Consider the following 12,396-nt stretch of genomic DNA (forward strand, 5'->3'; position numbering starts at 1 on the left):
CCCCGATGCTCGAACTCCTGAAGAACCTCGCCTCCTGGCTGACCAGTTCGGCCCAGTGGTCCGGCCCCGAGGGCATCGCCGCCCGCGTCCTGGAGCACCTGGAGTACTCGGTGCTCGCCACCCTGGCCGCGGCCGTGATCGCGCTGCCGATCGGCCTGCTCATCGGGCACACCGGCCGCGGCGCCTTCCTCGCCGTCAACCTCTCCTCGTTCGGCCGGGCGCTGCCCACCGTCGGTCTGGTCACCCTGGTCTTCCTCGCGGGCGGGCTGAGCGTGTGGCCGGTGTATGTGTCCCTGGTGGCCCTCGCCGTCCCCGTCATCATCACCAACACCTACGCGGGGATGGCCGCCGTCGACCCCGAGGTCAAGGACGCGGCGAAGGGCGTGGGCCTGCGCGGCCGCCAGATCCTGTGGCAGGTCGAGCTGCCCCTCGCGCTCCCCCTGATCATGACCGGCGTACGGCTGGCGACCGTGCAGGTCGTCGCCACCGCCACCATCGCCGCCTATGTCAGCTTCGGCGGACTGGGCCGCTATGTCTTCGACGGGCTGGCGCAGCGCGACCTGGTGCAGGTGCTGGGCGGCGCGGCCCTGGTCGCCGTTCTCGCCGTCGCCGCCGACCTGGCCCTCGGCGGGCTGCAGCGGCTGCTGTTCCGCGGCCGCCCGGCGACCGCCCGCTGATCCCACCCGTACGCGCCGCAGACCTCACCCCGTACGCGCCAAGGAGCCCGACGCCATGCACTCCCGTCCCGCCACGAACCGCCGTACCGCGATGACCCGACGTACCGCCCTGACCGCCCTCCTCGCCGGCGCCTCGGCCCCGCTGCTGGCCTCCTGTTCCTCCGGCATCACCTCGCTCAAGGGCGACGGCGCCGGCGGCGACAGCGGCAGCAGCAGCGGCGGGCTGGTGATCGGCACCGCCAACTTCACCGAGAACCAGATCCTCGGCCACCTCTACGCGGGCGTCCTGAACGCCGCCGGCGTCAAGACCACCGTCAAGCCCAACCTCGGCTCCCGCGAGATCGTCGTCCCCGCCCTGCGCTCCGGCGACATCGACCTGCTCCCCGAATACCAGGGCAGTCTTCTCCTCTACCTCGACACGAAGGCCACCGAGACCGAGGCCGGCGCGATGCAGAACGCCCTGGCCACGGTCCTCCCCGACGGCCTCGAAGTCCTCCCGTACGCGGCCGCCGAGGACCGCGACAGCTTTGCCGTCACCCGCCGGACCGCCGAGCGCTACGGGCTGAAGTCGCTCGCCGACCTGCACAAGGTGAACGGCAAGCTGGTCTTCGGTGCCGCCGCGGAGATGAAGAAGCGGGTCGTCGGGGTCGTCGGCCTCAAGGAGCAGTACGGCGTCGAGTTCAAGGAGTTCAAGGCGCTGGACTCCTCCGGGCCGCTCGTCAAGGGCGCCCTGAAGAAGGGCGACATCGACATCGCCAATGTCTTCACCACCGACGTCGACACCGCCGAGAACGGCTGGATCCTCCTCGCCGACCCCCGGCACCTCATCCCCGCCCAGCACATCGTCCCGCTGATCGCCGCCCGCAAGGCCGACTCCAAGGTCCGCAAGGCCCTCGCCCGCCTCGGCAACACCCTCACCACCCCCCAGCTCACCGAACTCAACCGCCTTGTCGACAAGGAGAAGCAGGACCCGGACCGGGTGGCCGCGAAGTGGCTGGCCCGGCACAAGCTGGGAGGCTGAGGCGACGGGCGGCCGGTCGGCCCGGCGGCCCGGCGGCCCGGCGGCCCGGCGGGCTACTTCGTGTCGGTGTCGGGCGTGTAGACCAGCGACAGCACCCCCGTGCTCAAGGTCGTCGACCCGGCCAGCCGCAGCGGAATGCTGTCGCCCTCCGGGAACAGCCGCTTGCCCTTGCCGACCACGATCGGATGCACGAGCAGGTGGAGTTCGTCCAGCAGCCCCGCCCGCAGCAACGACTGCACCAGCCCGATGCTCCCGACGACCCCCAGGTTCTTGCCCTCCCCCTCCTTCAGCCGGGCGAGCTCGGCAAGCGGATCCTCTCCGCCCACGACGGTGGAGTTCTGCCAGTCCGCCCGCTCCAGCGTCCGCGACACGACGAGCTTGCGCGCACCGTTCATGTACTCCGCGATGTCCTCGTCGCTGTCGGGCCAGTACGCGGCGAACATCTCGTAGGTGTTCCGCCCCAGCAGCATGGTGTCCGCGGCGTCCATCTGCGCCTGCACCACCGCGCCCATCTCGTCGTTGAAATAGGGGAAGTGCCAGGTGTCCGGCGCCTCGGCAACGCCGTCCAGCGACAGAAAAATGCCCGCGGTGATCTTCCTCATGACTCCGGCCCTCCGGTATCCGCAGCGGCCGCCGGTGCGGCGGCCGTTCACGAGGTCAGACGGCGGGGCCGGCCGGAACTCATCGGCCCCCGCGCCACTTCTTCTGATTCCTTCGGGGGCCGTCTCCAGGAGCCCGATGACTTTCCCGCCGCCCCGGGGTCTCCCCTCCAGACGCTCCCCGGTATCCAGGAGGCCAGCCGTGCCCACCCCGTACGAGCCGGTGGTCTGGCCGCTCACCGCCGACCTCACCCGCGCCGACATCCCGCCCCTGTGCGCGCGCCTTTGCACCTACCTGAACGCACACCCCCACACCACGGTCGTCTACGACGCCCGCGCCCTGTCCGCGCCCCCGGACACCACCACCCTCGAGGCGCTGCTCCGCCTCCAGCTCACCGCCCGCCGCCTCGGCCGCACGATCGGGCTGTGCCATGTACCCCGGGCGCTCGGCGATGTCCTGTCCCTGACCGGCCTCGCCATGCGCCTGTCGGCGAACGACCGGGCCCGCCCCGCAGAGGAAGGGGAGAGCTCACCGGACTGAGCTCGTCGTCCAACCGGCCCAAGGCCGGCCACCGTACGGTGACGGCACTGCCGTCCGCTCGTTCGCACGACATGACAAACACGCGTTGTGCACTTGCCTGTCTCGCGCTGGCGACTGCGCTTTTGGGCCCTGCGTCGGCCCAGGCTGTGGCCGCTCCCCAGGACGAACCCCCGGTGCAGCCCCACCTCAAGATGCCCCTGAGCGGCCTCCTCACGGACCGCGGCGCCATGCCGGTTGACTGGCGCCTCCTCGGGGTCCCCCTCTGACACGCCGGACGCTCCCTGCGGCAAGTCCCGCTCGCCGGGTGCCGGCCACCAGAGATGCCCTAGGTGTGCCGCCCCGGCAGGTCCGCGTACCGCATCGGCAGCCCGAACAGCGGAAACAGCCGCTCCGTATCCAGGAACGAGTGAAGCCCGGTGATACGCCCGTCGGCCATCTCGATCACCTGGATCGCCCACGGCCGGCCATCCGCCCGGTACTGCCCGAACGCCGGCCGCCCATTGGCCGTCAGCGGCACCAGATGCGAGCCCTCGCAGCCGCAGCCCGGCCCGACCATCCACCCGACGATGTCCTCGCGGCCGCGCAGCCACAGCTCGTACGGCGGCATCGACAGCGTCGAGTCCTCGTGCAGCAGGGCCGTCAGCGCCGCCATGTCGAAGCGCTCGAAGGCGTCGACATACCGTTTCAGCAGGGCCTGCTGATCGTCGTCCAACGGTGGGGCGGCCGGGGGCCGGTCCGTGCCGTTGCTGCCCCCGTCCCTGTCCTGGTCCGCCGCGAGCGTCGCCCGCGCCCGCTGCAAGGCGCTGTTGACCGCGGGCACGGAGCTTCCCAGCAGCTCCGCGACCTCGCTCGCCGACCAGCTCAGCACCTCCCGCAGAATCAGCACCGCCCGCTGCCGGGGCGCCAGCCGCTGGAGGGCGGAAAGGAAGGCGAGCCGGATCGACTCCCGTGCCACGGCCGCATCCGCCGGATCCGCGGTCTCCGCCAGCACCCGCCCGTCCGGTACCGGCCCGATCCAGGTGGCCTCGGGCAGCCCGTTCCCCACCGGGGTGTCCACACTCGACGGCGACGCAAGATCCATCGGCCGCGCCCGCCGCCTGCTCCCCTTGAGCAGGTCCAGGCACACATTCGTCGCGATCCGGTACAGCCAGGACCGCAGCGAGGCCCGGCCCTCGAAGCGCTCATAACTCCGCCAGGCCCGCACCATGGTCTCCTGCACGGCGTCCTCGGCCTCGAAGGCGGACCCCAGCATGCGGTAGCAGTAGCCGGTCAGCTCGGTGCGGTGCGCTTCGAGCCGGTCCGCCAACTCGCCTTCCGCGCCGCCCTGTCGGGCCGCGTCATCCCGTACGACGTCGCTCGTCGAGGACTTGATCGGGGATTCCATCGAGGACCGCCATTCACCCGTCGGCCGACCACCGGCACACGTGCGACGACGGTACCGGAGCACCGTGCACCAGTCTGCTCCTGGCGCAGGACCGACGCACCCCGGACCGCGGCTGCGGCCTGGACACCCCCGCCCGGCCGGCGAACCGCCCGGATCATGCCCAAAGGCCAGGAGGCCAGGAGGCTAGGCCCCCCGCTCCGCCCCGTCCGGCCACACCACGGTCACGTCGAGGCCCGCCCGGCGCGCCTCCGCCACGGTGTCGGCCGTGCCGCCGCCCGCGCCCGAGGGCGGCGAGCCGTCCCAGACCGCGACCAAGCGGTCGGCGCGGGTCAGCAGTTCGCGGTTGGCCGCCTCGTACGCCGCCCGGTCGGCGGTCCGTGCGGGCATCACGATCACCTCGGCCGCCGCCTTGACCAGCCGGTCGAAGGTCTCGGCGTGGTCCGCCCCGACCACCCGCTCGCGGTAGTCGCGCGACGGCAGCACCACCACCAGCCGTCCGCCCGCCGCCACGGTCTCCTCCGCGAACACCGCGTCGGCCCCCTTGGCGATGCAGGAGATCCCCACCAGGCCGTCGGGCGCGTGCCTCCCGAGGAGTGCCCGCAGCGCCGCTCGGACCTTGGGCACGGTCGCCGCCGTCAGATCCATGTGCCCGGTGACTGCGAGGGCCGTCGTCATGGGCGCACGCCCGTCGCCGACCCGCGCTCCGAGAGCCGGGGCGCGCACAGGATGCGTTTACGGCGGACCCGGCGGCCCTCGATGGCGGCGACGGCCAGGCGGGCGGCCTCCTTGGCGATGTCGGTGAGGCCCCAGTCGACGGTGGTCAGGGGCGGGGTCAGGACGCGGGAGACGGGGTGGTCGTCGAAGCCGACGACGGAGAGGTCGCGGCCCACGGCGAGGGAGGCCTCGGCGGCGGCCGCGTAGACGCCGTAGGCGATGGAGTCGGAGAAGCAGAAGACGGCGGTGGGCGGGGCGAGGCCCGGGGAGTCGGTACGGGGGCGGCCGTCCGGGGTGTTGGTCAGGACGCGGCGGGCGACGGCCGTGGCCTCGCTCAACTCCTGGGCGCAGGGAAGGACTTCGGCCTCGATGCCCAGGCGGTCGGCGGCCTCGCGGACATAGACGTCGGCGGGGCGGTCGGGGGTGGAGGGGCCGGTGGGGGTCAGGACCGTGACGTGGCGGTGGCCCAGGCCGCGGAGGTAGCCGAGGACGGCGTCGATGCCGGCGCGGTTGTCGAAGAGGACCTCGCCGGCCGTCCGGGCGCGGCTGAGGGCGTCGCCGATGGAGACGACGGGGACCGCGTCGGCGATCTTCGCCCAGCCCTCCGCGGAGGGGTCGACGGGCGAGACGAGAAGGCCGTCGACGCGCTGGTCGCGGAGTTGTTTGGCGAGGGTCAGCTCGCGGGCCGGGTCGCCGCCGGCGTCGAGGATCAGGGCGTAGCGGTCGCCGGCCAGGAGCTCGCGCCCTATCGCCGCCATCAGCTGCTGCTGCCAGAGGTCCTGGAGGTCGCCGGCCAGCACGCCGACCATGCTCGTACGGCCGCTGGCGAGGGCGCGGGCGATCGGGTCGGCCTCGTAGCCGAGGTCGGCCGCCGCCTTGCGCACCCGCTCCTCGGTCTCCTTGGAGACGTGCTTGCCGCGCAGCGCGTAGGAGACGGCTGCGGTGGAGAGTCCGGTGGCCTCGGCCACCTCGCGGAGGGTGGTGCGCTTATTGGGCCTGGCCATGTCGGGAAGCCTACCCAAGGAGGTGCCGGAGCCTGCCCGGCGGAGGCCCCCGGACCCCGCCCGCACCTCGGCCCGCCCTTGACAGCAAGGTTGGTTAACCGGTTCACTTAAGCGCATCAGTTAAGCGGTTAAGTAGACAATTCAACGGCGTGGAGCGGACGACGCCACGGAGACGGAAGGGGGCGGCGTGCCCACTGACGTGCACCAGCACATCTGGCCACAGGAGTTCATCGCGCTGCTGCGCGCCCGCACGGCGCCGCCGCGGCTCGACGGCTGGACGCTGCACCTGCCCGGCGAGCCCCCGTACGCCGTCGACCCGGCCGACCACGACATCGCGGCCCGCGCCCGGCTCGCCCGTGCGGACGGCGTCGACCGGGCGCTGGTGTCGCTCTCCAGCCCGCTCGGCATCGAATATCTGCCACCCGACGAAGCGGGACCGCTGCTCGACGCCTTTCACGCCGGCGCGCTGGAGCTGCCGGAGCCGTTCGGCGTCTGGGCCTCGGCCTGCCTCTCCGCGCCGGAGCCCGATACCGCGGCGCTGCGGCGGGAGCTGGCGCACGGCTGCGCGGGGCTCCAGCTTCCGGCCACCGCGCTGCTGGACGCGGCGGGGTGGGAGCGGTGTACACCCCTGCTGGACGTGGCCGCGGAGGCGGACAAGCCGGTGTTCGTCCACCCCGGCGCCGCACCTCCCGCCCCCGGCACCGCGCCCGCCTGGTGGCCGGCCATGGTCCCGTACCTCCAGCAGATGCACGCCTCCTGGTTCGCCTTCCGCGCCTTCGGCCGGGCCCGCCACCCCCGCCTGCGGGTCTGCTTCGCCGCGCTCGCCGGCCTCGCGCCGCTGCACGGCGAGCGGCTGACGGCGCGCGGCGGCGGGCGGGACCGCGGGCGGGTCGACCACGAGGTGTTCTACGAGACGTCGTCGTACGGGACGCGCGCGGTGGATGCGCTCGTACGGGCCGTCGGGATCGATGTGGTCGTCAGCGGCAGCGACCGCCCGTACGCCGAACCCGTCATCCCCGATCTGGGCGCGGAGGCCGCCGTCCACGCCCTGCGTACCGCCAATCCGGCCCGACTGCTGGGCCCGACGAAAGGAGCTCCTCGATGACCGACGTTGCCGCGGGCACCAGTGCGCCCGATTCCGCGGAGCCGCTGTTCCAGGCGCTGCCCGAGCGCAACCTCGACAAGCGCGAGCTGCAGACCCTGGTCGACGAGCTCGCCGGCCGCCCCGAACTGTGGCGCGAGCAGGTGGCGTTCTCCGACACCGAGCGGCACTACGCATCCCTGCACCGCGACGAGTTCGTCGATGTCTGGCTGCTGTGCTGGACCCGGCAGAACGACACCGGCTGGCATGATCACGACATCTCGTCGGGGGCGGTGCGCGTCGCACAGGGCGTGCTGACCGAGTCCAATCCGCGGATCGGCGGCGAGCATCTGGCCACGGCGGTCGGCGCGGGGAACTCGTTCTGTTTCGGCCCGGATCACATCCACCGGCTCACCGGAGCCACCGACGATGCGGTGTCGGTGCATGCGTACTCGCCGCCGCTGTGGCGCCTGGGGCAGTACGACATCACGGAGGACGGGCTGATGCGGCGGGTTTCGGTGTCGTACGCGGATGAGCTGCGGCCGATGGACGAGCCGGGCGCCGGGTCCGTGGCGGCTCCGGCGGCCTGACTCCCGGCCGTGAACGGTCGGCCGGTGCCCGGCCGTTACCAGTAATTAACCGCCGTGGCGCGTCCCGCCTATTGACCTTCCATTCATTGGCGCCGATTCTGCATGGATCCATACAGAATGCCGGAGCACAAGATGCCGGAGCATAAGACGACGCTAGGCGGTCATTCATCCGGTCTCTTTCATGGATACCCCCACCTTTAGGTGGGGGAGGAAATGAAGCTCCTGCGGAGCAGGGCAGGGGAAGCGGGATCGCCGCCTGGGTGATCCGGCGTTCACCCTGCGCGGTGGCGAGGCGGCCCACGCAGAGAGGGAGCTCTCAACTGTCAGTGCTCCCATGTAGGTTCAGGGGCATGACGGCACCAGCGCAGACGGCGGAGGGTTGCGGGCATGCCCGCTATACCTACCGTGTCCGTGTGTCGTCCACCGCTCGTGCCGCGCTCGAAGCCGAGTGGGACCGGTGCCGGTGGGTGTGGAACGAATGCGTCGCCAAGTCCAAAGCCGTCCACGCGCACAACCGGGTCCATCCCGAGGACAAGCGGACGTGTGGTCCCGTGCAGCTCGCCAAGACGCTGACCGCGGCCCGCGCGGTGACACCGTGGATGCGGGACGGAGCCAACGTTCCGCAGCAACAGATCATTCGCGACTTCGGCAAGTCCCGCGCCAAGGCGCTGAAGGACGTCAAGGCCCACTTGCCGATGCGGCAGCGTGCGGGGATACCACGGTACAAGAAGAAGCGTGAGGCGCTGCCGACGCTGGAGTACACCCGGCGCGGTTTCCGCCTCAAGGACGGGCGGCTGCACCTGGCGGGCGGCATCGTCCTGACCGTGGTGTGGTCGCGGGACCTTCCCGGGCCGCCGTCCAGCGTGCGTGTGTACCGGGACAGCATCGGTCACTGGTACGCGAGTTTCGTGGTGGCCACGACGACCGAGCACCTTCCGGAAACCGGCGCCGTGATCGGCATCGACTGGGGTGTGCGCGAGACCGCGACCACTACCAGCGACGAACATGACCTTCCGCACGCCGGGTACGGGCGCACGGCGCAGGCCAAGCTGACCCGGTACCAGCGGATGATGGCCCGCAGGAAGCCCAAGCGCGGACAGGCCGCCTCCCACGGCTACCGGCACGCAGCCAAGCAGACGGCGAAGGTCCACAAGAAGGTCGCCCGACAGCGTCAGGACACCGGACGCAAGTGGGCTAAGCGTGTTGTCCGTGACCATGATGCTTTGGCGGTGGAGGACTTCCGGCCGAAGTTCCTGGCCAAATCGGCCATGGCGCGTAAGGCGGCCGACGCGGCGATCAGCGCGACGAAGGCGGCTCTGGTCGAGATGGCTCGCAAGCACGGGCGCATCGTGCACCTGGTCCACCCCGCGCACACCACGATGGACTGTGCGCAGTGCGGAGCGAGAACCAAGCACGCACTACCTCTTTCGGAACGAACGTATGCCTGCATCGCGTGCGGAGCCGTATCCCCCAGGGACAAGAACTCCGCCCGCGTGATGCTGGTCCGGGCTGGTCTCATACCCGGCTGGTGCTGATCGTGTAAGACCTGCGCACCCGCCGGGCCGCAGGCAACGTGAGCCAGGAATCCCCCTCGTTTACGAGGGGGAGGAGTCAAGGCAGGCGTGGTGGAACAGCGCAGCGCTCGATCGATGTCGTCCCCGACGGCGAACGGCACGGCAGCGCCTTCAGCCAGTTCACCCTCTGGCTGGGCGCCAACCTTCAGATCACCGCCGTCATCACCGGCGCCCTGACCGTCGTCTTCGGGGCGAACGCCTTCTGGTCGCTGATCGGGCTGCTGCTCGGCAATCTGCTGGGCGGTGTGGTGACGGCGCTGCCGCCGCAGATCATCACGTCGCGGACGCAGTTCGGGGTGCGCGGCGCGGTGGTGCTGGCTCGTCGGCCTCGCCGTCCTGTACTGGGCCGTCAGCCACCGCGACACCGCCCGCATCCCGGACGCGGAGGCGGACGCGGACGCCGGCGAAGAGGCACCCGCCGGATCGGGGGGCTAGGCCTACCGCGGCGCCGTACCGCGCCGCGAAGGAGGCCGCCAGAAAAGGCTGTTGCGGGGACCGCCGCACCCCGGCCGAGCCGGGGGCGGGACGACGGCGGTCCCCGCAAGGGACGCGGACCGGGTCAGGGCCGGGCATCGCATCCTGGCGATCATGGAGGTCCGGGAGCCGCTCCGGAAGCCCGTATCGCCGTAGTCATCAATGTGCCTGACGAGTGTTAAGTCCGTGCTGCGAGCACGTGACGCATACGTACACCTTGCGGTGTCGGCCCGTTTCCTGATGGCCACTTAACACCCGGCGGTCCGCCGCCTACTTGGCCACGCCGCGCGCCAGGTAGGCGAGCAGGTCCTGCCGGCTCACCACACCCTTCGGCTTGCCCTCGACGAGGACGACCGCCGCGTCCGCGTTCTCCAGGACCGCCATCAGGTCGGCGACCGCCTCGCCCGAGCCGACCTGCGGCAGCGGCGGGCACATGTGCTTCTCCAACGGGTCGGAGAGCGAGGCCCGCTGGGTGAACAGGGCGTCCAGCAGCTCACGCTCCACGACCGAGCCGATGACCTCGGCGGCCATCACGTCCGGGTGTCCGGCGCCCGGCTTGACGATCGGCATCTGGGAGACGCCATACTCGCGCAGCACGTCGATCGCCTCGCCGACGGTCTCCTCCGGGTGCATATGGACGAGCGAGGGCAGCGCGCCCTCCTTGTGCTCCAGCACCTCGCCGACCCGCGCCGCGGTGCCGCTCTCCTCCAGGAAGCCGTAGTCGGCCATCCACTCGTCGTTGAAGATCTTGGAAAGGTAGCCGCGGCCGCTGTCCGGGAGGAGGACGACCACCACATCGTCGGGGCCGAGCCGCGAGGCGACCTCGAGACCGGCCACCACGGCCATCCCGCAGGAGCCGCCGACCAGCAGGCCCTCCTCCTTGGCGAGCCGCCGGGTCATCTGGAAGGCGTCCTTGTCGGAGACCGCCACGATCTCGTCGGCCACCGTACGGTCGTACGCGGTCGGCCAGAAATCCTCGCCGACGCCCTCGATCAGATACGGGCGGCCCGAGCCGCCGCTGTAGACCGAGCCCTCCGGGTCCGCGCCGATGACCTCGACCCGGCCCTCGCTGGCGTCCTTGAGATAGCGGCCGGTGCCGCTGATCGTGCCGCCGGTGCCGACGCCCGCCACGAAGTGGGTGATCCGCCCGTCGGTCTGTGCCCACAGTTCCGGACCGGTGGTCTCGTAGTGGGAGCGCGGGTTGTTGGGGTTGCTGTACTGGTCCGGCTTCCAGGCGCCCGGCGTCTCCTGGACCAGCCGGTCGGAGACGTTGTAGTACGAGTCCGGGTGCTCGGGGTCCACCGCCGTCGGGCAGACCACCACCTCCGCGCCGTACGCCCGCAGCACATTGATCTTGTCCGTCGACACCTTGTCAGGGCAGACGAAGATGCACTTGTAACCCTTTTGCTGGGCCACGATCGCCAGGCCCACACCGGTGTTCCCGGAGGTCGGCTCCACGATGGTGCCGCCCGGCTGCAACTCGCCGGACTCCTCCGCGGCCTCGATCATCCGCACGGCGATCCGGTCCTTGACCGAGCCGCCGGGGTTGAAGTACTCGACCTTCACCAGGACGGTGGCCTGGATGCCTTTGGTCACGTTGTTGAGCCGCACCAGCGGGGTGTTGCCGACGAGCTCAATCATCGATTCGTAAAACTGCACGGTGGTCTCCGCGGTCGGGGGCACGCTCTCCTGCGCCCGTGCCGCCAGCCTATTCGCCGGGGCCGACCGGGGCCCCGTCCATTGCGTTCCGTTAAGGCGCAGGTGCGTTGCGTTCCGTGCGGGAACGGGCAACAACCTCTCGTACGAGTTTGTTGAAACTGACAGAAGCGCGTCCGGTCCCCCGGGGCCGCGGCGCGCACGCACTGCACGGGGAGGTGCCCGGCTATGCCGATGACGATGTCCAGGGCCCGAGTGGCACGCCGGATCGCGACCGCCGCGGCGGTGGGCGGGGGCGGGATCGGCCTGCTCGGCGTGGCCGCGGTCGGGGTGCTGCTGACCGAGGTCCGGCTGGCCCGCCGTACGGTCGGCGGCTCCAGCGACACCCCGCCGTGCGCCGACGGCCGCTACGGCGCCGTGTTCCACCACGGCGACGCGGGCCGGCCGCCGCTGCGGCTGGGCTTCCTCGGCGACTCCACGGCCGCCGGCCAGGGCGTGCACCGCCCCCGCCAGACACCGGGCGCGCTGCTCGCCTCCGGCCTCGCCGCTCTCTCCGAGCTGCCCGTCGACTTTTGCAACGTGGCCCTGCCCGGCGCCCAGTCCGACGACCTGGAGCGCCAGGTGGAGCTGATGCTGGCGGACGGCGCGGAGACCCCGGACGTCTGCGTCATCATGATCGGCGCCAACGATGTCACCCACCGCATGCCTCTGGCCGAATCCGTACGGCATCTGTCCGAAGCGGTACGTCGGCTGCGCGCCGCGGGCTGTGAGGTGGTCGTCGGCACCTGCCCCGATCTGGGCACCATCGAGCCGGTCTACCAGCCGCTGCGCTGGGTGGCCCGGCGGCTCTCCCGGCAGCTCGCCGCGGCCCAGACCATCGGGGTGGTCGAGAGCGGCGGCCGTACGGTCTCGCTCGGCGACCTCCTCGGCCCGGAGTTCGAGGCACATCCGCGGGAGCTGTTCGGGCCGGACAACTACCACCCGTCCCTCGATGAGCACCCGCAGCTCCTCCAGCGCCAGGGAGTCCATGCGCAGCGCCCGCAGCGGTGTTTCGTACCGGATCTCAGCCATGGCGACCCCG

General features: G+C 71.4%; 12 protein-coding genes and 1 pseudogene. 8 read left to right on the forward strand and 5 right to left on the reverse strand.

All coding sequences use genetic code 11. The features are described from left to right. Positions 1-5 precede the first annotated feature (5 nt). A complete protein-coding gene (locus AB0D04_RS15675) occupies positions 6-677 on the forward strand; it encodes an ABC transporter permease (protein WP_362703150.1) in 672 nt (223 codons plus the stop codon). 91 nt (positions 678-768) lie between these two features. Continuing rightward, positions 769-1,698, forward strand: coding sequence for an ABC transporter substrate-binding protein (locus AB0D04_RS15680; protein WP_362703179.1), 930 nt, complete (start codon positions 769-771; stop codon positions 1,696-1,698). Between the two features lie 53 nt (positions 1,699-1,751). Here AB0D04_RS15680 and AB0D04_RS15685 read toward each other — a convergent pair whose 3' ends face one another. Continuing rightward, positions 1,752-2,300: a dihydrofolate reductase family protein gene (locus AB0D04_RS15685; protein ID WP_362703152.1), complete on the reverse strand. Its 549-nt coding sequence runs from the start codon at positions 2,298-2,300 to the stop codon at positions 1,752-1,754. A 199-nt stretch (positions 2,301-2,499) separates the two neighbouring features. Between AB0D04_RS15685 and AB0D04_RS15690 the strand changes: the two genes are divergently transcribed. After that, a complete protein-coding gene (locus AB0D04_RS15690; protein ID WP_362703153.1) occupies positions 2,500-2,838 on the forward strand; it encodes an STAS domain-containing protein in 339 nt (112 codons plus the stop codon). Between the two features lie 325 nt (positions 2,839-3,163). Here the strand turns inward: AB0D04_RS15690 and AB0D04_RS15695 are convergent, their stop codons facing one another. From AB0D04_RS15695 to AB0D04_RS15705, 3 genes are all read right to left on the reverse strand, one after another. Next, the gene (locus AB0D04_RS15695; protein WP_362703154.1) at positions 3,164-4,222 is read right to left on the reverse strand and encodes a sigma-70 family RNA polymerase sigma factor; all 1,059 of its coding nucleotides are present in this window, start codon (positions 4,220-4,222) and stop codon (positions 3,164-3,166) included. Positions 4,223-4,405: 183 nt separating this feature from the next. Continuing rightward, entirely contained in the window at positions 4,406-4,897 is a 492-nt protein-coding gene (locus tag AB0D04_RS15700; protein ID WP_362703156.1) for a hypothetical protein, read from the reverse strand. Continuing rightward, positions 4,894-5,940: a LacI family DNA-binding transcriptional regulator gene (locus tag AB0D04_RS15705; RefSeq protein ID WP_362703158.1), complete on the reverse strand. Its 1,047-nt coding sequence runs from the start codon at positions 5,938-5,940 to the stop codon at positions 4,894-4,896. The genes AB0D04_RS15700 and AB0D04_RS15705 overlap by 4 nt, the downstream gene beginning before the upstream one ends. A 187-nt stretch (positions 5,941-6,127) precedes the next feature. On the opposite strand from AB0D04_RS15705, the gene AB0D04_RS15710 reads away from it, so the two are divergent. The 4 genes and pseudogenes from AB0D04_RS15710 to AB0D04_RS15725 form a co-directional block, all read left to right on the forward strand. Next, complete coding sequence (locus AB0D04_RS15710; RefSeq protein WP_362703159.1) at positions 6,128-7,045, forward strand: amidohydrolase; 918 nt, start codon at positions 6,128-6,130, stop codon at positions 7,043-7,045. Beyond that, positions 7,042-7,611 carry a cysteine dioxygenase family protein gene (locus AB0D04_RS15715; protein ID WP_362703160.1) on the forward strand — a complete coding sequence of 190 codons (570 nt, stop codon included), beginning with the start codon at positions 7,042-7,044 and terminating at the stop codon, positions 7,609-7,611. Before AB0D04_RS15710 ends, AB0D04_RS15715 begins: the two co-directional genes overlap by 4 nt. A gap of 413 nt (positions 7,612-8,024) precedes the next feature. Next, on the forward strand, positions 8,025-9,146 hold the full coding sequence (locus AB0D04_RS15720) for a transposase (RefSeq protein ID WP_362703162.1): 1,122 nt from the start codon (positions 8,025-8,027) through the stop codon (positions 9,144-9,146). Positions 9,147-9,256: 110 nt separating this feature from the next. Continuing rightward, positions 9,257-9,499 (forward strand): annotated as a pseudogene (locus AB0D04_RS15725) (cytosine permease); the annotation flags it as partial. 430 nt (positions 9,500-9,929) lie between these two features. Here AB0D04_RS15725 and AB0D04_RS15730 read toward each other — a convergent pair. Further along, positions 9,930-11,318, reverse strand: a complete 1,389-nt coding sequence (locus AB0D04_RS15730; RefSeq protein WP_362703164.1) for a cystathionine beta-synthase — start codon at positions 11,316-11,318, stop codon at positions 9,930-9,932. 225 nt (positions 11,319-11,543) lie between these two features. On the opposite strand from AB0D04_RS15730, the gene AB0D04_RS15735 reads away from it, so the two are divergent. Further along, positions 11,544-12,396 (forward strand): SGNH/GDSL hydrolase family protein (locus tag AB0D04_RS15735; RefSeq protein ID WP_362703165.1); only part of this gene is annotated, 853 nt, incomplete at its 3' end.

It is taken from the genome of Streptomyces sp. NPDC048483, from assembly GCF_040651455.1.
In the GTDB taxonomy this organism is placed as follows: domain Bacteria; phylum Actinomycetota; class Actinomycetes; order Streptomycetales; family Streptomycetaceae; genus Streptomyces.

What these genes read in the sequence shown, in the direction of transcription:
- AB0D04_RS15675 (WP_362703150.1), top strand. Translation starts at nt 6, where the DNA reads ATGCTCGAACTCCTGAAGAACCTCGCCTCCTGGCTGACCAGTTCGGCC.
- AB0D04_RS15680 (WP_362703179.1), top strand. Translation starts at nt 769, where the DNA reads ATGACCCGACGTACCGCCCTGACCGCCCTCCTCGCCGGCGCCTCGGCC.
- AB0D04_RS15685 (WP_362703152.1), bottom strand. Translation starts at nt 2,300, where the DNA reads ATGAGGAAGATCACCGCGGGCATTTTTCTGTCGCTGGACGGCGTTGCC.
- AB0D04_RS15695 (WP_362703154.1), bottom strand. Translation starts at nt 4,222, where the DNA reads ATGGAATCCCCGATCAAGTCCTCGACGAGCGACGTCGTACGGGATGAC.
- AB0D04_RS15700 (WP_362703156.1), bottom strand. Translation starts at nt 4,897, where the DNA reads ATGACGACGGCCCTCGCAGTCACCGGGCACATGGATCTGACGGCGGCG.
- AB0D04_RS15705 (WP_362703158.1), bottom strand. Translation starts at nt 5,940, where the DNA reads ATGGCCAGGCCCAATAAGCGCACCACCCTCCGCGAGGTGGCCGAGGCC.
- AB0D04_RS15715 (WP_362703160.1), top strand. Translation starts at nt 7,042, where the DNA reads ATGACCGACGTTGCCGCGGGCACCAGTGCGCCCGATTCCGCGGAGCCG.